At 62.9% G+C, this 23,628-nt stretch carries 23 protein-coding genes; 14 read left to right on the top strand and 9 right to left on the bottom strand.

Going from position 1 to position 23,628, the window contains the following annotated elements; translation table 11 throughout:
* Positions 1–74: 74 nt before the first annotated feature.
* Genes GJ654_RS10110 through GJ654_RS10135 form a run of 6 tightly spaced genes read right to left on the bottom strand, consistent with a single transcriptional unit; the run spans position 75 to position 8,230 of the window.
* Positions 75–968 carry a hydroxymethylglutaryl-CoA lyase gene (locus tag GJ654_RS10110; protein ID WP_155446034.1) on the bottom strand — a complete coding sequence of 298 codons (894 nt, stop codon included), beginning with the start codon at positions 966–968 and terminating at the stop codon, positions 75–77.
* 8 nt (positions 969–976) lie between these two features.
* The gene (locus GJ654_RS10115) at positions 977–2,665 is read right to left on the bottom strand and encodes an AMP-binding protein (RefSeq protein ID WP_264586222.1); all 1,689 of its coding nucleotides are present in this window, start codon (positions 2,663–2,665) and stop codon (positions 977–979) included.
* A 42-nt stretch (positions 2,666–2,707) separates the two neighbouring features.
* Positions 2,708–4,672, bottom strand: coding sequence for an acetyl/propionyl/methylcrotonyl-CoA carboxylase subunit alpha (locus GJ654_RS10120; protein WP_155446035.1), 1,965 nt, complete (start codon positions 4,670–4,672; stop codon positions 2,708–2,710).
* A gap of 1 nt (position 4,673) precedes the next feature.
* Positions 4,674–5,456 (bottom strand): enoyl-CoA hydratase/isomerase family protein, encoded by a 783-nt coding sequence (locus tag GJ654_RS10125; RefSeq protein ID WP_155446036.1) that lies wholly within the window; start codon positions 5,454–5,456, stop codon positions 4,674–4,676.
* A 3-nt stretch (positions 5,457–5,459) separates the two neighbouring features.
* Positions 5,460–7,058, bottom strand: a complete 1,599-nt coding sequence (locus GJ654_RS10130) for a carboxyl transferase domain-containing protein (RefSeq protein ID WP_155446037.1) — start codon at positions 7,056–7,058, stop codon at positions 5,460–5,462.
* Positions 7,058–8,230, bottom strand: coding sequence for an isovaleryl-CoA dehydrogenase (locus GJ654_RS10135; RefSeq protein WP_155446038.1), 1,173 nt, complete (start codon positions 8,228–8,230; stop codon positions 7,058–7,060). The genes GJ654_RS10130 and GJ654_RS10135 overlap by 1 nt, the downstream gene beginning before the upstream one ends.
* A gap of 228 nt (positions 8,231–8,458) precedes the next feature.
* On the opposite strand from GJ654_RS10135, the gene GJ654_RS10140 reads away from it, so the two are divergent.
* Together GJ654_RS10140 and GJ654_RS10145 are read left to right on the top strand one after the other, a co-directional pair.
* Positions 8,459–9,478, top strand: coding sequence for an AraC family transcriptional regulator (locus tag GJ654_RS10140; RefSeq protein WP_155446039.1), 1,020 nt, complete (start codon positions 8,459–8,461; stop codon positions 9,476–9,478).
* Positions 9,479–9,527: 49 nt separating this feature from the next.
* On the top strand, positions 9,528–10,700 hold the full coding sequence (locus tag GJ654_RS10145; protein WP_155446040.1) for an acyl-CoA dehydrogenase: 1,173 nt from the start codon (positions 9,528–9,530) through the stop codon (positions 10,698–10,700).
* An 8-nt stretch (positions 10,701–10,708) separates the two neighbouring features.
* On the opposite strand, the gene GJ654_RS10150 is transcribed toward GJ654_RS10145, so the two are convergent.
* A complete protein-coding gene (locus tag GJ654_RS10150; protein WP_155446041.1) occupies positions 10,709–12,634 on the bottom strand; it encodes a PAS domain-containing hybrid sensor histidine kinase/response regulator in 1,926 nt (641 codons plus the stop codon).
* A gap of 413 nt (positions 12,635–13,047) precedes the next feature.
* On the opposite strand from GJ654_RS10150, the gene GJ654_RS10155 reads away from it, so the two are divergent.
* The 5 genes from GJ654_RS10155 to GJ654_RS10175 all read left to right on the top strand — a co-directional run bounded on the left by GJ654_RS10155 (position 13,048) and on the right by GJ654_RS10175 (position 17,694).
* Complete coding sequence (locus GJ654_RS10155; RefSeq protein WP_155446042.1) at positions 13,048–13,401, top strand: 4a-hydroxytetrahydrobiopterin dehydratase; 354 nt, start codon at positions 13,048–13,050, stop codon at positions 13,399–13,401.
* Positions 13,402–13,579: 178 nt separating this feature from the next.
* Positions 13,580–14,692: an MlaE family ABC transporter permease gene (locus tag GJ654_RS10160; protein WP_155446043.1), complete on the top strand. Its 1,113-nt coding sequence runs from the start codon at positions 13,580–13,582 to the stop codon at positions 14,690–14,692.
* A 2-nt stretch (positions 14,693–14,694) separates the two neighbouring features.
* Positions 14,695–15,477, top strand: coding sequence for an ABC transporter ATP-binding protein (locus GJ654_RS10165; protein ID WP_155446044.1), 783 nt, complete (start codon positions 14,695–14,697; stop codon positions 15,475–15,477).
* Between the two features lie 3 nt (positions 15,478–15,480).
* On the top strand, positions 15,481–16,584 hold the full coding sequence (locus tag GJ654_RS10170) for an ABC-type transport auxiliary lipoprotein family protein (protein WP_155446045.1): 1,104 nt from the start codon (positions 15,481–15,483) through the stop codon (positions 16,582–16,584).
* Positions 16,585–16,851: 267 nt separating this feature from the next.
* Positions 16,852–17,694, top strand: coding sequence for an LssY C-terminal domain-containing protein (locus GJ654_RS10175; RefSeq protein WP_155446046.1), 843 nt, complete (start codon positions 16,852–16,854; stop codon positions 17,692–17,694).
* 256 nt (positions 17,695–17,950) lie between these two features.
* Here the strand turns inward: GJ654_RS10175 and GJ654_RS10180 are convergent, their stop codons facing one another.
* Positions 17,951–18,208: a pyocin activator PrtN family protein gene (locus GJ654_RS10180; RefSeq protein ID WP_155446047.1), complete on the bottom strand. Its 258-nt coding sequence runs from the start codon at positions 18,206–18,208 to the stop codon at positions 17,951–17,953.
* A 434-nt stretch (positions 18,209–18,642) separates the two neighbouring features.
* On the bottom strand, positions 18,643–19,182 hold the full coding sequence (locus tag GJ654_RS10185) for a helix-turn-helix domain-containing protein (RefSeq protein WP_196305502.1): 540 nt from the start codon (positions 19,180–19,182) through the stop codon (positions 18,643–18,645).
* A 138-nt stretch (positions 19,183–19,320) separates the two neighbouring features.
* On the opposite strand from GJ654_RS10185, the gene GJ654_RS10190 reads away from it, so the two are divergent.
* The 7 genes from GJ654_RS10190 (at position 19,321) to GJ654_RS10220 (ending at position 23,627) form a co-directional block, all read left to right on the top strand.
* Complete coding sequence (locus GJ654_RS10190) at positions 19,321–19,566, top strand: hypothetical protein (RefSeq protein ID WP_155446049.1); 246 nt, start codon at positions 19,321–19,323, stop codon at positions 19,564–19,566.
* On the top strand, positions 19,557–19,928 hold the full coding sequence (locus GJ654_RS10195; RefSeq protein ID WP_155446050.1) for a hypothetical protein: 372 nt from the start codon (positions 19,557–19,559) through the stop codon (positions 19,926–19,928). The genes GJ654_RS10190 and GJ654_RS10195 overlap by 10 nt, the downstream gene beginning before the upstream one ends.
* A 98-nt stretch (positions 19,929–20,026) precedes the next feature.
* Positions 20,027–20,560, top strand: coding sequence for a hypothetical protein (locus GJ654_RS10200; protein WP_155446051.1), 534 nt, complete (start codon positions 20,027–20,029; stop codon positions 20,558–20,560).
* Between the two features lie 11 nt (positions 20,561–20,571).
* Positions 20,572–21,375: an ATP-binding protein gene (locus GJ654_RS10205; protein WP_155446052.1), complete on the top strand. Its 804-nt coding sequence runs from the start codon at positions 20,572–20,574 to the stop codon at positions 21,373–21,375.
* A 27-nt stretch (positions 21,376–21,402) separates the two neighbouring features.
* Complete coding sequence (locus GJ654_RS10210; protein ID WP_155446053.1) at positions 21,403–22,053, top strand: DUF669 domain-containing protein; 651 nt, start codon at positions 21,403–21,405, stop codon at positions 22,051–22,053.
* Positions 22,054–22,128: 75 nt separating this feature from the next.
* A complete protein-coding gene (locus GJ654_RS10215) occupies positions 22,129–22,893 on the top strand; it encodes a hypothetical protein (protein WP_155446054.1) in 765 nt (254 codons plus the stop codon).
* A gap of 167 nt (positions 22,894–23,060) precedes the next feature.
* Positions 23,061–23,627 carry a hypothetical protein gene (locus tag GJ654_RS10220; RefSeq protein ID WP_264586224.1) on the top strand — a complete coding sequence of 189 codons (567 nt, stop codon included), beginning with the start codon at positions 23,061–23,063 and terminating at the stop codon, positions 23,625–23,627.
* The last annotated feature ends 1 nt before the right edge of the window (position 23,628 follow it).

A 23,628-nucleotide genomic window follows, 5' to 3' on the forward strand; every position in this document is an offset into this window, starting at 1 on the left:
GCGACCTCCGACCGGCGGCTTATCCGCCTGCGGGATAAACCGCCGAGAAGGCTTCGGGTTTCCGCGCCTTCGCCTCAGCCCGCCCCTCGCGCGGACATCGCTTGCGCGACGCGCGAGGGCGCCCGTCCGAGCTGGCCGCTGATCCACATGGCGCATTCGACCAGAATTTGCAGATTGATTCCGGTTTCCACGCCCGACCGCGCGAACATCCAGACCAAATCCTCCGTCGCGACATTGCCGGATGCGCCCTTCGCATAGGGACATCCGCCCAATCCCGCCACGGAGCCGTCGAACACGCGCACCCCCGCCTCATAGGCGGCCCAGGCGTTCGCCGCGCCCATGCCATAGGTGTCGTGGAAATGCCCCGCGAGTTTTTGCACGGGAATTGTTTCCGCAACGCAGGCGATCAGCGTCTTCACTCGGTTCGGGACGCCGAGGCCGACCGTGTCGCCGAGGCTGATCTCGTAACAGCCCATGTCAGCCAGGGCGCGCGCGACCGCCGCCACGGCTTGCGGCGAAATGTCTCCTTCATAGGGGCAGCCGAGCGCGCAGGAGACGTAGCCGCGCACCTTCATATTTGATCGCTGGGCGGCCTCCATCACTGGCGCGAAACGCGCGAGCGATTCCTCCATGGAGCAGTTGATGTTTTTTTGGCTGAACGTTTCGGATGCGGCGGCGAACACGGCGACTTCGCGCGCGCCGGCCGCCAGCGCCGCCTCAAAACCCTTGAGATTGGGAATCAAGACCGGATAGGAGACGCCATCGTGCTTCAGGGCACGCAGCACGGCGTCATGGTCGGCCATTTGCGGAACCCATTTGGGCGAAACGAAAGCCGTGGCCTCGATGGTTTGGCACCCCGCCGCGACGAGGCGCGCGATCAACTCCAGTTTTGTCGCCGTCGGGACCGCCTGCACCTCGTTCTGCAAGCCGTCGCGCGGCCCGACCTCGACGATTTTCACGCGCTCCATGACGCCCCTCACGCGGTCTTTTCGTCCGTCAGGCCCAATTCCTCTTTCATATGCTGGCGGATCAAGAATTTCTGGATCTTTCCGGTCACCGTCATTGGGAAAGCGTCGACGAATCTTATGTAGCGCGGGATCTTGTAATGGGCGATCTGGTCGCGGCAGAAGGCGCGCACATCGTCCTCGGTGATTTCAGAGCCTTCGCGCGGAATGATCCAGGCGCACAACTCCTCCCCGTATTTGTGATCGGGCACGCCGACCACCTGCACGTCGGCGATTTCGGGATGGCTGTACAAAAACTCCTCGATCTCGCGCGGATAGACGTTTTCGCCGCCGCGGATGACCATGTCCTTGATGCGGCCGACGATGTTGCAAAACCCCTCGTCGTCCAGGGTGGCGAGGTCGCCGGTGTGCATCCAGCCCTCCTTGTCGATGGCCTCGACGGTGCGGGCGGGATCGTCCCAATAGCCGTGCATCACTGAATAGCCGCGCGTGCACAATTCGCCCGCGACGCCGCGCGGAACGATATTGCCCTCGCCGTCGACAATCTTCACCTCGCAATGCGGCTGCACCCGGCCAACTGTGGAGACGCGCCGCTCGATCGGATCGTCGTGGCCGCTTTGAAACGAAACCGGCGAGGTCTCGGTCATGCCATAGGCGATGGTGACTTCGCGCATATGCAACTGGTCGATGACGCGTTTCATCACCTCAATCGGACAGGGGCTGCCGGCCATTATGCCGGTGCGCAAGCTCGAAACATCAAATTTTTGGAAATCGGGATGTTCGAGGACGGCGATGAACATGGTGGGCACGCCGAAAAGGCCGGCGCAGCGCTCCTCCTGTACGGCTTTCAAGACCGCGAGCGGCTCAAAAACTTCGGCGGGATAGACCATGGCCGCGCCGTGGGTCAGACAGCCGAGATTGCCCATGACCATGCCGAAGCAATGGTAGAGCGGCACGGGGATACACAGCTTTTCGCCGGCTTTCAGGCGAATGGCGTCGCCGACAAAACGGCCGTTGTTGAGGATGTTGCGATGCGTGAGGGTTGAGCCCTTGGGATGGCCTGTCGTTCCCGATGTGAACTGGATATTGATCGGGTCCGTAGGCTTCAGTCCCGCGCCAAGCGCCTGAAGGGCCGAAAGCTCCTCCGCCGCGGGCGGGACCAGAAAATCGTCGAAATTGAGCATGCCCGGCGTTTTGTCCGCGCCGAGCCGGATCAGCAGTCTTAGGCTCGGCAATCCCGCCAGTTCGAGCCTTTGGGGATCGCTCGTCGCGGCCTCCGGCGCCAGTTCCGCGATCATGGCGAGATAGTCGCTGGACTTGAAAGCGGGCGACAGAATCAGAGCCTTGCAGCCAACTTTTTTCAGCGCATAATCCAGCTCCGCGCGCCGGTAAGCGGGGTTGATATTGACCAGGATCAGACCCGTCTTGGCCGTGGCGAATTGGGTGAGCGTCCATTCCATAGTGTTGGGAGACCAGATCGCCAAGCGGTCGCCTTTTTGCAGCCCCAGGCGCAGCAAGCCGCAGGCGAGGGCGTCGACCTTTTCGCGCAATTGCGCATAGGTCAGGCGCACATTCTGATGCTGGGAGATGAGAGCAAGTTCGTCGGCGTGTCTTTCGCAGGCTTCGTCGAAAAAAGCGCCGATCGTGCTCTCGACCAGCGGAACGTCGATCCGCCCCTTCACAAGGCTCAGTTCGATCACTTCTTTCTCCCCCGGCGGCGCTGTTCGCGCTCTGACTGAAATCTAGATGGTCTCCGGCTCGAAATCGATCAATTCCGCTCCTTCGGCGACCTGATCGTCAATCACGCAATAAAACGCCCTGACGGCGCCGGTCGCGGGCGCGGTGAGCTTGTGCTCCATCTTCATCGCTTCGAGAATCAGCAGCGGCGCGCCTTTCTCGACTTTTTCGCCCGGCTCGACCAGCAGAGTGATGATACGGCCAGGCATGGGCGCGAGCAGGCCGCCATGGCCGGAGCCGCCCTCCGCCGCGACGTCGAGCGGATCGAGTTTTTCAAGCTTGTGCGCTGCGCCGTCCAAGAAAATGTTGAGTGCGCCGCAGGCGGCCACGACGACGGCTTGAACATGCTGGCCGTCGAATTCGGCAGCGATCATTTTGCCCGTCAGGCGTCCCCGCGCGCTCACCGAACGCTTGCCCAACGCAAACCGGTAGATTTCGACGAGATAGGTCGCTTCGACGGTGTTTTCGAACTCGCCGCAGCGGAAGGCCATCGCGCGCGAAAAAGCCCCGTTCAGGCGCCAGCCGTCATGTCGGCCGCAGCCCTTGACTCCTTGCTCGCCCAAAATCTGCGTCAGCGCCGCAAGGAAAAAGACTTCGTCCGGCGGCGGAGCCTCGGGCGGGAACAAGACGGCGCTCTCGCGCTCGATGAGTGCGGTGTCGAGATTAGCTTGCGCGAAGGCGCCGCAGGCGACGAGCCGCGAGAGAAAGCCGATGTTGCTGGCGACGCCGGCGATTTGAAAATCCGCCAACGCGGCGCGCATGCGGGAGAGCGCCTTTTCGCGCGTTTCATCCCAGACGATCAGTTTTGCAATCATCGGATCATAGTGGGGGCTGATCACGTCGCCCTCGTCCACGCCCGCGTCGACGCGCACATGGGCGCCATCGGCCGGCATGCTCAGGAACAGCAACTTCCCGATGGATGGCAAGAAGCCTTTTGAAGGGTCTTCGGCATAGATTCGGGCTTCGAGCGCATGGCCACGGAAGGCGAGTTGGTCCTGCTTGAGCGGCAGGGGCTCGCCAGCGGCGACTCGCAATTGCCACTCGACGAGATCGAGGCCGGTGATCATTTCTGTGACCGGGTGCTCGACCTGGAGGCGGGTGTTCATCTCCATGAAATAGAAGGCGCCGTCCGGCGCCAGGATGAACTCCACCGTGCCCGCGCCGACATATTTTATCGCGCGGGCGGCTTCGAGCGCGGCGCGCCCCATCTCCCCGCGACGCTTGCCGGTCAGCCCGGGCGCCGGCGCCTCCTCCAGCACCTTTTGATGGCGGCGCTGCACCGAACAATCGCGCTCGAACAGGTGGACGCAGGTGCCGTGCGTGTCGCCGAACACCTGAACTTCGACATGGCGCGGTCGGACGACATATCGCTCGATCAGCACATGGGCGTCGCCGAAGGCGGACAGAGCTTCGCGCTGGCAGGAGGCGAGTTCGGCCAGAAAATCCTCGCGCGTGTCCACGCGGCGCATACCCTTGCCGCCGCCGCCCGCCGCCGCCTTGATCAGGACGGGGTAGCCGATCGCGTCGGCCTCCTTGAGCAGACGCTCGGGAGACTGGTCGTCGCCGTGATAGCCCGGCGTGAGCGGCACGCCGGCGGCCTCCATCAGTTTTTTGGCTTCCGATTTGGAGCCCATGGCGCGGATCGCCTCGACGGGCGGGCCGATGAAGACAATGCCGGCCTCCGCGCAAGCGCGGCAAAAGGCCTCGTTCTCGGACAGAAACCCGTAGCCGGGATGGATGGCCTGCGCGTCCGTGCGTTTCGCCGCCGCGATGATGTTTTCTATGGCGAGATAAGAGTCGCGCGCCGGCGCCGGGCCGATGTGGACGGCTTCGTCGGCGAGACGCACATGGCGGGCGTTTGCGTCGGCATCGGAAAAAACCGCGACGGTTTTGATTCCCATGCGGCGCGCCGTGCGGATGATCCGGCAGGCGATTTCGCCGCGATTGGCGATCAATATCTTTTCGAACATGTCACGCGCTCCACTTCGGTGGGCGCTTTTCGAGGAAAGCGGACAGGCCCTCGCGCGCCTCGTCGCCGCCGCGCAGCCGCGCGATGCGTTGGGCCGTCTCCTCGGCGATGAACTCGTCGGCGGCTTTTCCGGCGATGTCGCGGATCAGCCGCTTGGCTTCCGCCTGCGCGAAGCGGCCGCCCTGAAGCAGCATGTCGAGCTGCGCTTTCAAGCAAATGTCGATCGACTCCGCATCCGCGACTTCGTGGACGAGGCCGATTTCCGCCGCCTTCCAGGCGGGAATGCTCTCGGCGGTCAGGAAATAGCGCGAGGCGTGGCGCGGCCCGATGGCGCGCAGCACATGGGGACCAATGGCGGAAGGGATGAGACCGAAACGCGCCTCCGAGGTCGCGAAATGGGCGGTGGACGCGGCGACGCAGATATCGCAAGCCGCCGCCAACCCCATGCCGCCGCCAAGCGCCGCCCCGTGGACGCGCGCGAGCGTCGGCTTGGGCATCTCGGCCAGCGTCCGCAGCATGGTCGAAAGCTTGCGAGCGTCGGCGAGATTGTCGTCAAACCCCGCTTCGCCCAAAACCTTCATCCAGGCGAGGTCCGCGCCAGCGGAAAAACTTTTGCCGCGCCCGGCGAGAACCATCGCGCGCACGGTGTCGTCCGCTCCAAGGTTTTCAAAGGCCTGCGTGAGTTCCGCAATCAGTTGCGCGTTGAAGGCGTTGTGGCGCTCCGGCCGGTTCATCCAGACAATTGCGACCTTGCCTTCGCGGACGATCTCCAAAAACTCGAACATGGCTCACATCCTGAACACGCCGAACCGCGTCTCGCGCGGCGGCGCGTTGAGCGCGGCGGAGAGCGACAAGCCGAGCACGCGGCGGCTTTGGGCGGGGTCGATGACGCCGTCGTCCCAGAGGCGCGCGGTCGCGTAATAGGGATGGCCCTGGGTCTCGTATTGTTCGCGGATCGGCGCCTTGAAACGTTCTTCATCTTCGGCGCTAAAACTCTCTCCCCTGGCCTCCAGCGCATCGCGGCGCACGCGCGCCAGAACGCTGGCCGCCTGTTCGCCGCCCATCACGGAAATGCGGCTGTTCGGCCAACTCCACAAGAAGCGCGGCGCATAGGCGCGGCCGCACATGCCGTAATTGCCGGCGCCAAACGAGCCGCCGATCAGCATGGTGATTTTCGGAACCTGGGTGGTCGAGACCGCCGTCACCATTTTGGCGCCGTCGCGGGCGATGCCGCCGTTTTCATATTTGCGGCCGACCATGAAGCCCGTGATGTTTTGCAGGAACACTAGAGGAATCTGTCGCTGCGAGCACAGTTCGACGAAATGCGCGCTTTTTTGCGCGGATTCGCCGAACAGGATGCCGTTGTTGGTGACGATCCCGACAGGGGTTCCGTAAAGCTGGGCGAAGCCTGTGACCAGCGTGGTTCCGTAACGCGCCTTGAATTCGTCGAAGCGGGAGCCGTCGACGAGGCGCGCGATGACCTCGCGCACATCGTAGGAATGCCGGGTGTCCAGCGGGATGATCCCGTAAATCTCTTCCGGATCGTAAAGCGGCTCCTCGCCGCCGACGAGCGCGGCGCTCGTCCTGTTGAGATTGCCGACGATGCGCCGCAGAATCGCGAGCGCATGGGCGTCGTTTTCCGCGAGATGATCGGCGACGCCGGACAGCCGTGTGTGCACGTCGGCGCCGCCCAAGTCCTCGGCGGTCACCACTTCGCCGGTGGCGGCGCGCACCAGTGGCGGGCCTCCGAGAAAAATCGTGCCCTGGTTGCGCACGATCACGGTTTCATCGGACATGGCGGGCACATAGGCGCCGCCGGCCGTGCAGGAGCCCATCACCGCCGCGATCTGCGGAATGCCCTTCGCCGACATATTGGCCTGATTGAAAAAAATACGTCCAAAATGGTCGCGGTCGGGAAACACCTCGTCCTGCATGGGCAAGAAGGCGCCGCCTGAATCGACGAGATACACGCAGGGCAGATGGTTCTGCTCGGCGATCTCCTGCGCGCGCAAATGTTTCTTGACCGTCAGCGGATAGTACGTTCCGCCCTTCACCGTCGCGTCGTTGGCGACGATCATGCAGTCGACCCCCGAGATTTTCCCGACGCCGGCGACCACGCCCGCGCTCGGCGCCGCGCCATTGTAAAGGCCGTGGGCGGCGAGTTGTCCGACTTCAAGAAAAGGCGCGCCGGGATCAAGCAGCAGGTCGATACGCTCGCGCGCCAAAAGCTTTCCGCGTGACTTGTGGCGCTCGGCCGCCGCCACGCCGCCGCCGTGGCGGACGGCTTCGGCCTTTTCGCGGAGGTCATCGACCAGCGCTTTCATCGCCGTGCGATTGGCTTCGAAATCTTCGGAGCGCGTGTTGATGCTGGTTTTCAGGACCGACATTATCGCGTTTCCGCCATCAACTCGCGTCCGATCAGCATGCGGCGGATTTCGGACGTGCCCGCGCCGATCTCGTAAAGCTTGGCGTCGCGCCACAGGCGCCCGGCGGCGAAGTCGTTGGTGTAGCCGACGCCGCCCAAAGCCTGGATGGTTTCGCCCGCCATCCACGTCGCCTTCTCGGCGCAATAAAGGATGGCGCCGGCGGCGTCCTTGCGCAGGGCGCGCGAATGGCTTTGGCGGTCGCAGGCCTGGCCCACGGCATAAACATAGGCGCGGCTCGCCGACCACACCGAATACATGTCGGCGAGCTTGCCCTGCATGAGCTGGAACGCGCCGATTTCCTGGCCGAATTGCTTGCGTTCATGCAGATAGGGAACCGCCACGTCCATGCACGCGGCCATGATGCCGAGCGGCCCGCCGCACAGCACGGCGCGCTCGTAATCGAGGCCGGACATCAGGACCTTTGTTCCCTCCCCCACGCCGCCCAGGACATTTTCCGCCGGGACTTCGCAATTGTCGAAGAACAGCGGAAACGTGTTGGAGCCGCGCATGCCCAGCTTGTCGAGATGCGCCCCGGCGCTGAAGCCCTTAAAAGCCTTTTCGATAAGGAAGGCAGTGATGCCCTTTGCTCCGGCGGCGGGATCGGTTTTTGCGTAGACGACCAACACATCGGCGTCGCCGCCGTTGGTGATCCACATTTTGGAGCCGTTGAGCACAAAACGGTCACCCTTTTTTTCGGCGCGCAGTTTCATAGAAACCACGTCCGAGCCGGCGTTGGGCTCGGACATGGCGAGCGCGCCGACATGGTCGCCGGACAGAAGTTTGGGCAGGTATTTCGCCTTCTGCGCGGCCGTGCCGTTGCGGCGAATCTGGTTGACGCAGAGGTTTGAATGCGCGCCGTAGGACAGACCGACCGACGCCGAGGCGCGCGAAATTGCCTCCAGCGCCACGATATGGGCGAGATAGCCCATGGCGGAGCCGCCGTCCTCCTCGCTGACCGTCATGCCGAGCAGGCCGAGGTCGCCGAATTTCTTCCAGAGGTCGGCCGGAAACAGATTGTCGCGGTCGATCTGCGCGGCGCGGGGCGCGATCTCGGCTTGGGCGAAGCTGCGCACCGTTTCGCGCAGCATCGCGATTTCTTCAGGGAATCCAAAATCAAGGCTTGGAACCGACATCTGCGCTTCCTCCCTGGGGCCTATCGGGCGACCTCCCGCTGTTGCGCTCGCCCGATAGGCTCTTGTTTTTGTCATCGACGCGCTTCGCGAATTCTCTCCCCTTCGCTTGAAACGCTTGTGTCGGCGCTCTTGAGCGGCGCCAGTTCCGAGACATTAGGGAAGCCTCAGGAATGTTGTTTGCCGATGAGGTTGCATTTTCAGACACACTTTGGCATTTTGACATGAATCATGACGCCACGCCCCGCCTCCGTAGGAACGCCAATCGCCTTTGTGAAAGGGATTTGCCTCGGCTATGCCAAATATGGCGTGGACCCCGCACCCGCTCTGCAAAAGGCGCAAATTCCGCCAAGCCTTTTGCAACAGCCCGACGCGCGGGTGACGCCGGCGCAGTTCGAAGCCCTCTCCTTCGTCGCCATGCAGGAACTCGACGACGAGGCCCTTGGATGGTTCTCGCGCAGATTGCCGTGGGGCGCCTACGGGCTGCTGTGTCGCGCTTCAATCACCTCCGCGACGCTCGGGCTGGCGTTGCGGCGCTGGACGCGACACCACCGCATTCTCGTCGACGACATTCTTTTGACGCTGGACGTCGATGACGGAGTGGCGAAAATCTCCGTTCGCGAGGCGCGCGACCTCGGCGCCTTTCGCGAGTTCTGCCTGGTCACGCTGCTGCGCTATGTGCTCGGCTACGCCTGCTGGGCGGTGGATTTCCGCATCCCGCTCCTGCGCGCGGAGTTTCCGTTTTCGGCGCCGCCGCATGTCGACGTTTATTCAAAACTGTTCGCGGAAAACTTGCGCTTTGACGCTCCGTGCGCGAGCGTCTGCTTCGACGCCGCCTTTCTGGAGCGCGCGTTGCAGCGCGACGAGGCCGCCCTGCAAAAAATGCTGAAGCGCGCGCTGCCGCTGACGGTCCTGCCCTACCGCCGCGACCAGCGCCTGAGCACGCGCGTCAAAATGGTGATGAGCATGCCGAAGGCTGAGCTTCCGGCGGCGCAGGATCTCGCCGAAGGGTTCAATATTTCGACGCGCACCTTGCACCGCCAGTTGAGCAAGGAAGGCGCGAGCCTGCGCGATCTCCAGAAGAAGGCGCGCATGGACCGCGCCAAGGAGGGCCTCGCACGCTCAAACCAGCCGATCAAGCGCGTGGCCCACGCCGCCGGTTTTCAGAACGAAAAGGCTTTCTCGCGCGCCTTCAGGCAGGCGATGGGCGAGACGCCCAGCGCCTACAGGAAGCGCATGCGGCATTCCTGAACGATGAAAATCGGATAGTCTCACGCCAGTCCGAACAAGAGTGCACGGCATGCCATTCAACGTCCAAGACCCGTTCGCGCTCGACGCGCAACTCTCGGCCGAAGAGCGCCTCGTCCGCGATGTCGCGCAGCGCTATGCGCGCGAAAAATTGGCGCCGCGCATCAAGCTCGCGTTTCGCAACGAGCAGACCGACCCCGCGATCTTCCGCGAGATGGGCGGCCTTGGTCTGTTGGGCGCGACCATTCCCCAAGCTTATGGCGGGGCGGGACTGGGGTATGTCTCCTATGGGTTGATCGCGCGCGAGATCGAGCGCGTCGACTCCGGCTATCGCTCGATGATGTCGGTGCAATCCTCGCTGGTGATGCTGCCCATTTTGGCATTCGGCTCGGAGGAGCAGCGCCAGCGCTATCTACCGAAAATGGCGAGCGGGGAATGGATCGGCTGTTTCGGGCTGACCGAACCGAACTCCGGGTCCGACCCGGCCTCCATGGCGACGCGAGCAAAAAAGGTCGCCGGCGGGTTCTCGCTGTCGGGCTGCAAAATGTGGATCACCAATGCGCCCATCGCGGACGTCTTTATTGTCTGGGCCAAGGACGACGCCGGCGACATCAGGGGCTTTGTTCTTGAAAAAGGCGCGAAGGGCCTGTCGGCGCCGGTGATCCATGGCAAGATCGGCTTGCGCGCCTCGATCACGGGCGAGATCGTCATGGACGAGGTGTTTGTTCCCGAAACCGCTCTGCTGCCGGGCGTGAAGGGGCTGAAGGGTCCGTTCACCTGCCTCGACGCCGCGCGATTTGGCATCGCCTGGGGAGCGCTGGGCGCGGCCGAAGCCTGCTTTTCGACCGCGCTGGCCTATACAGGCGAGCGAAGACAGTTCGGCCGGCCGCTCGCCGCGAACCAGCTCATCCAGAAAAAGCTCTCGGATATGCTGACCGAGATTTCTCTGGGTTTGCAGGGCTGCCTGCGCCTCGGCCGGCTGAAGGAGCAAGGCGGCGCGCCCGTCGAACTGACGTCCATCCTCAAACGCAATTCCTGCGGCAAGGCGCTGGACATCGCCCGCGCCGCTCGCGACATGCTCGGCGGCAACGGGATCTCCGACGAATTCTGCGTCGCCCGGCATCTGGTCAATCTGGAGGTCGTGAACACCTATGAAGGGACGCACGACATCCATGCGCTGATCATCGGCCGCGCGATCACCGGCCTCGCCGCATTTGCGAACTGAACGAAAAATCAGCCCTGGGAAACGGATGAAGCGCCGGCGCTTTCGGCGGACCGCTCGGCCAAGAGCGCCTGCACCTGTTCGAAATTGACCGGCTTGACCAGATGTTCGTCGAAACCCGCCTCGCGCGTGCGGCGGCGATCCTGCTCCTGGCCCCAGCCTGTCAAAGCGATGAGAAACATCCTCTTGCCCTCCGGGAGTTGGCGGATGCGGCGGGCGGTTTCGTAACCATCCATCTCCGGCATGCCAATGTCCAGGAACACGATTTCGGGCTTGAAGGCGGCGACGAGCTCCAGCGCCGACTGTCCGTCGTAGGCGACGCGCACATCCTCATCCAGAGTCTCCAGCAGCATCACCAGCACATCGGCAATGTCCCGGCTGTCGTCGACCACCAGGATGCGGCGTCTGGCGACGTGGGCCGGGGCGCTGGCGGTTGGCTCGACACGGGGCGCGTTCGTCTGCGCCAACGGCAGGCGCACGATGAATTCGCTGCCTCGGCCGAGCCCCTCGCTAAAAACCTCGACCCGTCCGCCGTGCATCTCGACCAGCTTGCGCACCATGGCCAGGCCGATGCCGAGACCGCCGCCATGCGAAGCGTCGCCGCTGTCCAACTGCGTGAAAAGTTCGAAGATGCAGCCGAGTTTTTCGGACGGGATGCCGGCGCCATTGTCGCGGACGCTCACCACGGCGTCGCCCGCCTCGCGGCGCGTGGCAATCTCGATGCGCCCACCGGACGGGGTGAACTTCGCGGCGTTGTTGAGCAGGTTGGTCAGCACCTGGGCGAGACGGGTCGGGTCGGCGTCGAGCGGCAAAGGCTCGGGCGCCAGGGACCGGGTGAGCGCGTTTTGTCGTTCAGCCATCAGCGGCTGGCTCGCGGCGACGGCGTCGTCGACGACTTGCGCCAGATCGATGCTTTCCCTCCGCAATTCGATGAGTCCGCGGCTGAAGCGGGCGACCTCAAGGAGATCGTCCACCAGTCGGACGAGGTGATCGACCTGGCGCGCCATGGTGTCGTGCAGCCGCGCCGCCTTGGCGCGATCCACGCCCGACCGCAGCAACGCCAGTCCGGTCTTCAACGGCGCGAGCGGGTTGCGGAGTTCATGGGCGAGCATGGCGATGAATTCGTCCTTGCGGCGGTCGGCCTCGCGCAAGGCGTCCTCGGCCTGCTTCAGCCGGGTGACGTCGAGAAAGGCGCCGACCGCGCCGCAAATCTGGCCTTTGTCGTCTCGCAAGGACGTCGCCTTGGCGAAGGCTGTGAGCGCGAGGCCATCGGCCCGAACGACATCGAGCACCTGCCCCTCGACCGTTTCGCCGCGCAACGCCCGCTGCATGGGCAGTTCGGGCGTGGGCAGTTCCCGACCGTCCCGGAAAAGACGATACGCGGCTGGTTTCGCGCCCCTCTTCGAGAATTCGCCCTTGAACGCGACCCCGAACATCTCTTCCAGCGCGCGGTTGCCCTCGATGCGCTCGCCGCTCGGATCGAGCGCGATCGACACGCCGAGCGGCGCCGTGTCCAGGATCGCCTGCAATTCCGAGGCGCGCCGTTTCTCCCGTTGTTCGGCGTTTTTGCGCTCGGTGATGTCGCGGCTCAGCGTGGCCAGTCCGACGGCCTTGCCGCTCTCATCCTTGAGAACGAAGACATCGTAAATCATCCAGATGGCTTCGCCGGTCTTGAAATGCCGGAAGCGGATCTCGGTTTCGGCCCGCCCTTCCTTGAAAACCTGAGGAAAAAATTCGTTGAGGATGAAATCCTGGTCTTCGGGAAAGAAAAAAGCCGTCACCGGCGTTTCGCTGAAATGTTGGAGATTGTCGATGCCGACCAGACGCCGTCCGGCGTCATTCCCATAGAACGGCCTGAGATTCATGTCGCACATGCCGATGAACAGCGGGCTATTGTCCGCCAACAGTCGGAAAAACGACGTATCCTTGCCCTGCATAATCGTCGCGATTCCCGAAGATTCTCAGCTATTGCCGAGCTTGAGCCAGAGGACTTGACGCGAGTCGCGCTGTCCGGCCGCGCTGAAGCTTCGCAACATCTAACGGAGCGACATTCGCGAACGGGCCGAAAATTTATACGCCCATTCAGATGGCAAAAACATCCTCAAGACGTTGATGCGCTTCTTGCGGGCTTTACGGAGCGCTGTTCGTTCGTTGAAGCGCGACGTCTAGAGCTTTTTCACGTTTCATGGAAACATGAAAAAAGCTCTAGATGCTTGTTTTGACGCATTTTCTTCACGCGAACCGGCATCCACTTCGCTTGAAAATGCTCTAGCGGCCAGGCGCAAGCGATCGCAAGAGCGCTGGGGAACGCGAGCGAGGGCTGCGCGTTAGACCGCGGAGGACCAAGAACATGTCGAATGTAGCCTTGAGCGCGAAGACCTGCACGCCCTGCCGCGGCGGCGTTCCGCCGCTTTCTCGTGATGAAGCCGAAGCGTTTCGTTCGAAAAACACGCCGGACTGGCGGCTGGAGGACGACGCCCGACGCATAGAGCGGAATTTCGCCTTCAAAGATTTCCGGCAGGCGCTGGATTTTGTCGACAAGGTCGGCGCCCTTGCCGAAAGCGAAGGCCATCATCCCGACATCCATTTCGGCTGGGGCTACGCGACCATTTCGCTGCAGACCAAGAAGATCGTGGGCCTGCACGAAAATGATTTCATCATGGCCGCCAAGATCGACAGCATCGGCGAAGCGGCAAAGAGCTGAACAGCCGCGCGCATCCGAGCCCCCTCTCAATCCCGACCTCATTCGCCGCGCCGGAAGCGCGACCGCGTCAATTTTTCGCTTTCAACGGGCGCCACGATGGGAAAGGATGGCGGCCGAGTTCAAGTCGCCGCAGACAGGCGCGCACCTGATTCGGCGAGCTGGAGCGGGAGTGTGAGCGATGGCCGGAGATTGCCTCATCGAGATCGAGCAAGGCCCCGACCGCATTGCGTTGACTGGTTCCGGCGCATGGGTGGCGGACAACGCCCGGCGGCTCGAAGTGCTGATCGACCGGATTTTCTCCCTGGATGCCCGCCGCATCGAAATCGACGCGGGCGATATCAGCCAGTTCGACACCTTTGGCGCCGTGGCTCTGGACAGACTGGCGCGCGGCGACGGGCGCCGTGAAGTCGTCCTCACCGGACTCTCCGGGCGCTATGCGGGGCTCTACGAGAAAGTGCGCGAGGCCGGTAAGGAGACGCCGCCGCTCGATAAACGGTCCTCCGCGCTCGCCGACCTTGGCGCCGCCCTGAAAAATTTCGGCGCGGATGCGCTGCGCTATCTTCACATGATCGGGGCCTTCGCCATGTGCCTGGCGAGCGTCGTCGCGCGGCCCCGGCGCCTGCGGCTACCCTCGCTGGCGAACCAGATCGACCGCGTCGGCTGGAAATCCATTCCGATCGTCACATTGATCACGTTGCTGATCGGCGGCATCATCGCGCAACAGGGCATCTTTCATTTCCGCAGGTTCGGCGCGGAGGATTATGTCGTCGACCTCGTCGGCATCCTGATCTTGCGCGAAATTGGCGTTCTGCTCGTCGCGATCATGGTCGCGGGGCGTTCGGGCAGCTCCTACACCGCCGAACTCGGCTCGATGAAAATGCGCGAGGAGATCGATGCGCTGCGGACCATGGGCCGCGACCCCATGGAGGTGCTGATCCTTCCGCGCGTCCTGGCGCTGGTCGTGGGGTTGCCGGCCCTCGCCTTTTTGGGATCGATGGCGGCGTTGGTCGGCGGCGGCCTGGTCGCCTGGATTTATGGCGGCATGGACCCGGGCATTTACGTCGCGCGCCTGCGCGAAGCCGTGTCGATGACCGATTTCGAGGTCGGCATGATCAAGTCCCCCTTCATGGCGCTGGTGATCGGGATCGTCGCCTGCACGGAGGGCCTGAAGGTTCAGGGAAGCTCGGAGTCCTTGGGCTTGCAAACCACCACCTCGGTCGTGAAATCCATCTTCATGGTGATCGTGCTCGATGGCTTTTTCGCCATTTTCTTCTCGTCGATCGGCATGTGACCATGGGGACGTCGGAAGCGATCGCGATCGGGATCGAAGACCTTGTGGTGGCCTTCGGCCCACACGTGGTGATCGACCATCTGTCGCTCGAAGTGCGGCGCGGCGAAATTCTCGGGCTTGTCGGCGCTTCGGGCGGCGGAAAATCCGTGCTGCTGCGCACCATGCTGGGCCTGATCCCCAAGGCGGCCGGACGGATCGCCATACTCGGGACCGATCGCGACGCCGCAAGTCCCCGCGAATTGCAGGCGCTGGAGCGGCGCTGGGGCGTGCTCTACCAGCAGGGGGCGCTGTTCTCGTCGCTGACCGTCTTTCAAAATATTGAATTTCCGATGCGCGAATATCTGGATCTGTCGCCGCGCATGATCCGGGAGGTGGCGGCGGCGAAGCTCGACATGGTCGGCCTCGATTTGCGCGACGGCGAGAAACTGCCCTCGGAACTCTCCGGCGGCATGACCAAGCGCGTCGCCCTCGCGCGCGCGCTGGCGCTCGACCCCGATATCGTTTTCCTCGACGAGCCGACCTCGGGGCTCGACCCCATCGCGGCCGGCGAATTCGACAGCCTGATCAAGACTCTTCAGGGCACATTCGGCCTGACCGTCTTCATGATCACGCATGATCTCGATTGCCTCAGACTGGTGTGCGACCGGATCGCCGCGCTGGCGGACGGCCGCATCGTCGAGACCGGCTCCATGGACGCGATGCGCGCCTCCGCGCATCCCTGGGTGCAAACCTATTTTCGCGCGGCCCGGAGCCATTCCGGGCAAGGCGCGCAAGAGGGAGTGTGAGGCATGGAAACGACGGCCCGCTATGTCATCGTCGGCTTCTTCACCGTGGCCTGCGCGCTCGCCGGCTTCGTCTTCGTCTACTGGCTGAAAAATTCAGGCGGGTCCGGACAGGCGCTTTACTGGGTTCGCTTCGAGCAGCCGGTGATCGGGGTGCGGCCCGGCGTTTCCGTGCTTTTCAACGGACTGCGCGTCGGCGAGGTCCGCCAGGTTAACCTGTCGGCCGCCGACCCCAGGGAGGTGCGCACGCTGGTCGCCGTCGATCCCGCCACCCCCGTCCGCGCGGACACGACCATCACCGTGGACACGCAGGGGCTGATGGGCTCCGCTGTCGTGTCGATGATCGGCGGCTCCTCGGGCGCCGAGATCAGGCGCGAGGCCGACGCCCCGCCGGTGCTGACCGCCTCGAAGGACGCCGGCCAGACCCTCTCACAGGCGGCCAAGGCGACCCTCAAGAAAATCGACGATCTCGTCGGCGACAATTCGGAGTCGCTGCACAGCGCCATCGAAAACATCAACACGTTTTCGGCGGCGCTGGCGCGCAATTCCACCCGGGTCGACGACATTCTCGCCGGCCTCGCCAAACTTTCGGGCAGCGGCGAGACCAAGCCGCAGCGCACCTTCGACCTCGCCGCTCCGGCGCTCACGCCCGGCGCGCCCATCGAGGCCCAGGTGGCGATCCCGGACCTGTCCACCCTGCTCAATTTCGAGACGCAGCGCCTGCTGGTTTCGCCCCATGCCGGCGAAAGAAAGCAAATCGAAGGCGGGCAATGGGGCGACACGCTGCCCAAGCTGGTGCAGGCCAAGATCATGCAGAGCCTCGAGGCGGCCGGTTTCGCCCATGTCGCGAAGGGCATGGACGGTTTCGACGCCCAGTATCAGCTCATTCTCGACATTCGCGCCTTCGAGGTCAGCCTCGATCCGCAGCCCGAGGCGAAGGTGCAGTTGAACGCCAAGCTCGAAAAAGGCGGCAAGATCGTCGCAACCCAGGATTTCGCAGGTTCGGCCCCGGCGAAAAGCGCCGACGCGCCGGACGCCGCGGCCGCGCTGAACGCCGCCTTCGCCAAGGCCGCCACGGACTTGGCGGGCTGGATGCGCAAAAAAGTTTGAATTCATTCACCGGGGGAACGGCCGAGCATGAAAGCCTCCCGGATGCCCCCGACGCGCCGGCAAGGCGGATTGTTCTCGCGGTCGTGAGCGTTGCGGCGCTCCCACCTGCGCCACGGGGTCGAAGGTCCGCGTTGCCCAGACGCCGCCAGGCGTCCCGGCCGCATCTTGTCCCCTCCTTGGCCATGGTCCAATTTTGGCGCAGCGGCCAACCTCGAACCCGTTCGCCGGGTGAGCCACAGAACGCGAAAGCATCCAGGGAGGATCGGAATGCGTCAGCTAAAACTTCTCCTTCGACGCCTGCTGGTTTTCGCGCTTGGCGCTGTGACGGTCTGGCTGATCGCCTTCGTGATCTTCGACTTCGCCGACCAACGCCTGCCCGTCGCGCTTGCTGTCGCCCTCACTTACGCCCTTGCGGCCTATGTGGTCCTGCCGCGCGCCATTCGCATTGGACTGAAGATCCTTCAGCGGGGGCGCGTGCCCAGCTACACGCTCACGGGAGATGGTTTGCCGGGCGACCCCGTCAATCTCGTCCTGATCGGCACGATGCGCCAACTCCGAAGCGCCTTCGCCGCCGCCGGATGGTCGGAAGCGGATGTGCTCAACCTTGCCAGTTCCTGGCGGATGGTCCGCGCCTTCGTTCTCAACGAACCCTACGGGAAGGCGCCCTTCAGCACGCTCTACCTCTTCGGTCGAGGCCAGGATGCCGGCTTCCAGCAACCCATTGGCGACAGTCCTCGCAAACGGCATCACGTTCGCTTTTGGGCATTATCTCCTGATCGCGCCGAGCAAACCCTGGACACGCCGTCCTTTTGGCTCGACACGGTTCGACCGTCCGATGACGAGCCCGTGCTCTGGGTCGGGGCGGGCACGCAGGACACTGGGTTTTCCCTGACCCGTTTGAGCTTCCAGATCACGCATGCGACAGACGCCGATACAAACGAAGAGCGCGACTTCATCGTCGGAGCGCTTCAAGATTGCGGCGTTGTATCCAACGTCCGATCGCATCACCCGAGCGAACGTTTCTCTATCGGACGCGTCAACCGCTACTTGACCGATGGATTTATTGCCGTGGCGGAGCTGGTCTCGCCAAATGGCGCGCCAAGAGATTGACTCTCGCCGGTCCCCCCCAATTTAGCGTAATCTCCGCGAGAAACGCGCAGCAACATGCATGCGCTCGCCGCCGCGAACCGTCAGGGCCAAAAGTGAACGAACATACTGACAAACAAAAACAATTTGACGAATCCAGCCCCTGGCGCTTCTGCGTCGCGCCGATGATGGATGGGACGAACTGACAAAGAAAAACCCCGCTGGCTCTAGTCTTTGCCGGCGGGGTTTTTTCGTCTGATGTACCGATGATGTACTTCGGTTATCCGATGGCCTTAAGCTCCTTGGCGGCGGCGTCGCGCCGAGCGTCGATCCAATCCGCAAGGTCCGTCAGGTGGACGCCTTTGGCGGCCTTCTGGCTCCGCTCGATGCGGACCATGGGCAGCTTGATTTCTCCGCGCTCGATCTTGGCCGCCAGCTTGGGCGGCGTCAGGTGGCAGAAATAGTCGCGGCACACCGCATCGAGCGGGATGACGGACAAGCCCTGATATTGGGCCATGAGCAGGAAGGCCGTGTTCATGACGCTGGCGCGTCGAACGTGAGGGCGGAATAGGCGACCACCAGCGGGCGCGTCCAGTGGTCAGAGAGCACCAGCACCCAATCCGAGGACGCGAACAGCACAGACACCGGACAGGCTCCCCAACGCGCCCTGGAAGGCACGTCAGGCTTACAGGTTATCACCATGTCGTCCATGGGGAAGCGGGACATGGTTCCGTCCGGCAATCGGACTTCAACCTGGGCGTCATCAATAAGGATTTCCTCCATGCTTACGCGGAGGAGAGCGGTAGCTGTCATTCCGTGGCAATCCCTTCGGTTCGTAATCGTGCGCCACCTCGCTGACGCACATATCGCAAGCCGGAGGTTTATTCCTCATATTTGGTCCCGTCACGGATTATTTCCATATATTCAGCGCGAAATCCGATGGAAATGCGGATGGAAAGCGGAAATAATCAACTAAACCAATTCGTTAGCATCAACTATCACCACGACTTTCTTGCCGTCATTTGTGTGGACGAGCTTTGCGCGGGCGGAGATAGCGCGCTTCGTTAGGAATGAATTAAGGAAGATATTATCAGCAACGAAGAACGCCGGATCAGCAACAAATCCACGATGGGCGGAGTTTGCGCCGAGAAGACGGAACGTAACCTCACCCGTTGAATTGGTGAGGCCGTCAATGATTAGGGTCAATTCTCGAACCGCATCTACGGATTTCGCCCCGCGAATAGCCTCTGGGTACTGTTGGACGTTCTGGTTCTCACCAGAGAACACGTCCTCAACCTCGGCGTCAGGCGCTCCAATCCCTCGCAATAACCATATGTCGGAAGTTTTCAAAACCGACGCTAATTTTTGCATCGCGTCGCCTCTCATCGTCTGTTTTTTGCCAGAAAGAAGCTCGTGAATGTAGCTCGGACGAAATCCGCAGCGGCGCTCAACCTCCGCCACACTCAGGCCCAATTCCTCGATCCGGGCTTTGATACGCTTACGAAAATCCATTTTTTCCTGTCTCCCTGCGTCTCTGCACGTATCCAACCGTCTCATTTATAGCGGATTTCATCGGATTTGAGAACGGGTGTTGGGTTTTTCCAATTTTGCTTATTGACCAAATCCGACGGTTCGGATTAAATCCGAGACATGGAACAGGAGCTTCGCAATCACTTATTGGCGCTCGTCTCGGCCTATATGGGCGCTACCGGGCGCTCTGTAAGCCGGACCGGACACCTTGCGGCGCGCGACGCTGCGTTTTTTTCGCGGCTTGAGCACGGCACCGCCAACTTCACGGTTCGGAAATACGACGAAATTGTGAACTGGTTCACGCTCGCGTGGCCGGACGGCGCGGCGTGGCCGGACCTCGAAAGGAGGCGCGGCCAATGCGCGTAAAGCGCAACGCCGAGGAAGACGCCATTCAAGCCCAGGTCATCGAGCTTCTAGTCGTCGCAGCAGTCCCCGGCCTCATCTACTTCGCCGTCCCCAATGGCGGCTACCGCGATCCGCAGACGGCTCGCACGCTCAAGCTCACGGGCGTTCGTCCAGGCGTCGGCGATATTGAAATCATCAAGGACAGGCTCCCCCACTTCCTTGAAATGAAGACGAAGAAAGGACGGCAATCAGAGGACCAAGAGAAGTTTGAAGCAGACTGCATCGCGCAAGGCATCCCCTATCGCATCGCGCGCAGCAGAGACGAGGCACAAGACATTCTGACCGAATGGGGAATGCTTCGCATACGAAAGGCAAATCAATGAGAGACAGCTTCCCTATTGTAAATCGTCCAACGGGCGACGACGAGCGTATGCGTCCTTACCACGCAATCGTGTGCAGCATATGCGGCAACGAGGCGACCTTGAGCGCGCATTCAACCTGCATCCCCGCGTCCAGCGTCGCCGCCAAGTTCCGCAAGCTCGGCTGGCTGGTCCGCGCCGTGGGCAAGCACGTCTGCCCCAACTGCCAAGTCAGCGACCGCAACCACAACCCCAACCCCCAAGAAGGCGTCATGGCTCCCCCTCTCTCCCTCAAAGACCGCCTCGAACAGCCCAAGGCCCAGCCGGCTAAGGAGCCCGCCAAGGCCGAGCGTTCCATCGCCGCCAAGTCGGCTATCCCGCTTCTCTACATGGCGCTGGACGAGGGCTACGACCGCGCCGGGCAGGATTACAAGCCCGGCTATTCCGACGAGCGCATCGCCAAGGAAACCGGCCTCGCCGTGGAGTTCGTCCGCGCCCGCCGCGAAAGCGACTTCGGCCCGATCCGCGACCCCAAGGCCGTCGCGCTCATCGGCGGCCTCAACGACCTCGGCGGCCTCGCCATTGAGTTCCGCGCCCTGTCTGCCCGCGTGGAAAGCAAGCTCAACGAACTCCGCGCCCTCGCGCTGAAAAACTGAAAGGCAACCCAATGGCTATTTCCCTCTCATCCCTCCGCACGGTGAAGGCTGACGCCCCGCCGCGCATCCTGTTCTACGGGCGGCCCGGCGCTGGCAAGACGACGCTCGCCAGCGAGTTCCCCAACGCCGTGTTCATCCAGACGGAAGACGGCGTTCCGGCTGGCGTCGAACTGGCCTCGTTCGGCCTGTTGACCACCTTCGATCAAGTCATGGAGGCCGTGGGCACGCTCTATTCCGAGGACGTACCGTTCCAAACCGTCGTGCTCGACAGCGTGACGGCCATGCAACGCCTGATCTTCGCCGAGGCGTGCTTGCGCGGCGACGAGAAGGGCCACGCCAAATCCAACATTGAGGAATTTGGCTACGGCAAGGGCTACGTCTATGCGGCCCGCATCTGGCAAGAGCTTCTGGACGGCTTGTACGCGCTCCGCCGCGACAAGGGCATGAGCATAATCATGCTGGCCCACGCCCGGATCGAGCGATTCGATGATCCCGAGACGCAGAGCTACGACCGCTACGAAATCGACCTTCACGACAAGAGCCGTGGCCTGATCGAACAGGACATGGACGCGATCATGCTCTTGAAGGCCCCGGTCAACATCGAGAAGGAGGACGCGGGCTTCAAGAAGGAGCGCATCCGCGCGACCGGCGGCAATCAGGTCTTCCTCCATACCGCCGGGCGGCCCGCCTTCACGGCGAAGAACCGCTACGGCATCCCCGACAAGTTCTTGTACGTGCGCGGCAAAGGATATGCCGAACTCGCCAAGTATCTGCCCGCCCCCAAGGAGCCGGCAGTCGCCGACGCCGCAGAATAACCCCCAAAAGCCCAACAGGAGAACCCCATGGCCTTTGTTTTCAACCCCAACGAAATCGACACCAGCGACGACTTCGTACTCATGCCCGAAGGCGTTTACATGCTTCAGGCCACCAAAGTTGAGCGCGTGTTTAAGGACACCGGCGACTTCATGGTGAAGATGATCTTCGCGACCATGAACGAGGACTTCCCCGGCGTGTTCTCGCAGCGGTTCAACATGATCCACTCGAACCCGCAGGCGCAGGAAATCGCGCGCCGTGACTTCGCGAAGTTCTGCAAGGCGTCCGGCATCGCGGACGAGTTCCCCGAGGGCTTCGAGATGGACGAGGCGTCGGACGAGGAAATGACGGACCTGTTCTGCCACAAGCCCTTCGACGCCAAGGTGGGCATCGAGAAGTCCAAGAACCCGAAATATTCCGACAGCAATCAGGTCGCGAAATATTACCCCGTCGGCGAGGGCGGCAACTACGGCCCGCTCAGGAACCCCCAGGCTGGACATGCTCCGGCGGCCCCTGCTGGCAAGCCCACCGCCGCGAACGACGCTCCTGCGACTGGCACGGCCACCGCCACCACGGCAGGCAGGGCGGCGACCAACGGCGCGGCGCGCACGGCTGGCGCCAGCGGCGCGGGCAAGGCGAACGGCGCGGGCTCTCGCCCGTGGAACCGCCCCGCAGCCTGAAAATGAAAGCGGGCGGCGTTCCCCCGAACAGCCGCCCGCAAAATCCAACAAGCATCTGAAAGGCATAAAGACGCCATGGACGCGGCAACCTTAATCCCCAACGCCCCCAAGTTCAACAGCATCAACATCGCGCAGGACGAATTTGAGGCGCTTGCGAAGTTCCTGCAAGACAACCCGAAGATCGAGAGCGCCGGCATTGCCGAGAAGGCGAAGCTGCGCGTCGATGCGGCGCGCGTGGTTCTTAAGGACATGGAGACGGAGCGCACGACGCGCGTGCGTCCGCTCAACGAGCAAGTCGCCACGATCAACACCGAATATAAGGACATTCGCGAGCCGCTGACGAAGCTTCTCGACCAGCTTCTTTCGCGCGTGAACGTGTTCCTCGACGCCGAGCGCGAGCGCCGCGAGGCCGAGGCCGCAGAGGCGCGGCGCAAGGCCGAGGAAGCCGCAGAGGCGGCGCGGCAGGCCGAGGCGCTGGAACAAGAGGCTGTCGCCGCAGCGACCGACGGCGAGCGCGCGGACGTAGGCACCGCGACAGCCGAGGCCGACTTCGCATTCAAACAGGCCAAGCGTGCGGAGCGCGATGCGTCGAAGGCCGAGCGGCAGGCGTCGCGCGTGAACGTCGGCGGCGGCTTCTCTGGCCGCTCCCTGTCACAACGCACGAACGAAACGCTCACCATCACCGATTGGAAGGCGGCTCTGACCGACATTTGCGCGGCGCGCGATGGAGCCCTGCCCGAGAAGATCGAGGCGGCGCTTCTGACGGCGGTGCGCGACTTCCGCAAGGCGTCGGGCAAGCTCCCGTCTGGCGTGTCCTCAAGCAAAGAAAAGTCACTCTGATGCTCAACAAGGATTTCCGCCTCATCGTCTCCGGCCCGCTGTTCTTGCGGGCGTGGGCGTGCGTCTCAACCGAGGAAACGCGCTATTACCTCAACGGCGTGCATTGCGAGCCCTGCAAGACCGGCGGCGTCACCATGGTTGCGACCGACGGGCACCGGCTTGTGTGCGTGCGCGATCCCGCCGGCTTCATTGAAGGCAGCGGGATCGTCAGCCTGGACGCGCAGATGCGCAAGGCGCTCGCCACCAAGAGCGCGCGCGTCACAGCCTTTCCGAAACGCTTTCTCGTCATTCGCGAAGGGCGCGCTGGCGCACTCGGCACCGGAACGGAGGAAGTCAAAGACAACGCCAGCGTCGCGGACGAGTGGTTCGGCTATTTCGAGCGCCTGGACCTCAATATCTTCGCCTTCCAGTGGCGCGATGTGCTGATCGACGGCAAGTTCCCCGATTGGCGGCGCGTCATCCCGAAGTTCAACGACAACATGAAGGCGTCGAACGCTTTCAACGCGGTCCTCTTGAAGCAAGTCGCGCGCGCACTCCGCGATGATGAAGTGCCTGCGTCCGTCCGGCTCGTGCAGGACGTGAAGGCCAAGGACGGCCCGACCGTCCTTCTCAGCGACGACATGAACGCTTTCGGCGTCATTATGCCGATGCGCGCCGTGACGCGGGCAATCCAATATCCCGAATGGCTCGACCTTCCGAAGCCGGCTCCGGCCCATGCGGAGGCGGCGGAATAAC

The sequence above is a fragment of the Rhodoblastus acidophilus genome (assembly GCF_009720655.1).
Lineage (GTDB): Bacteria > Pseudomonadota > Alphaproteobacteria > Rhizobiales > Beijerinckiaceae > Rhodoblastus > Rhodoblastus acidophilus_A.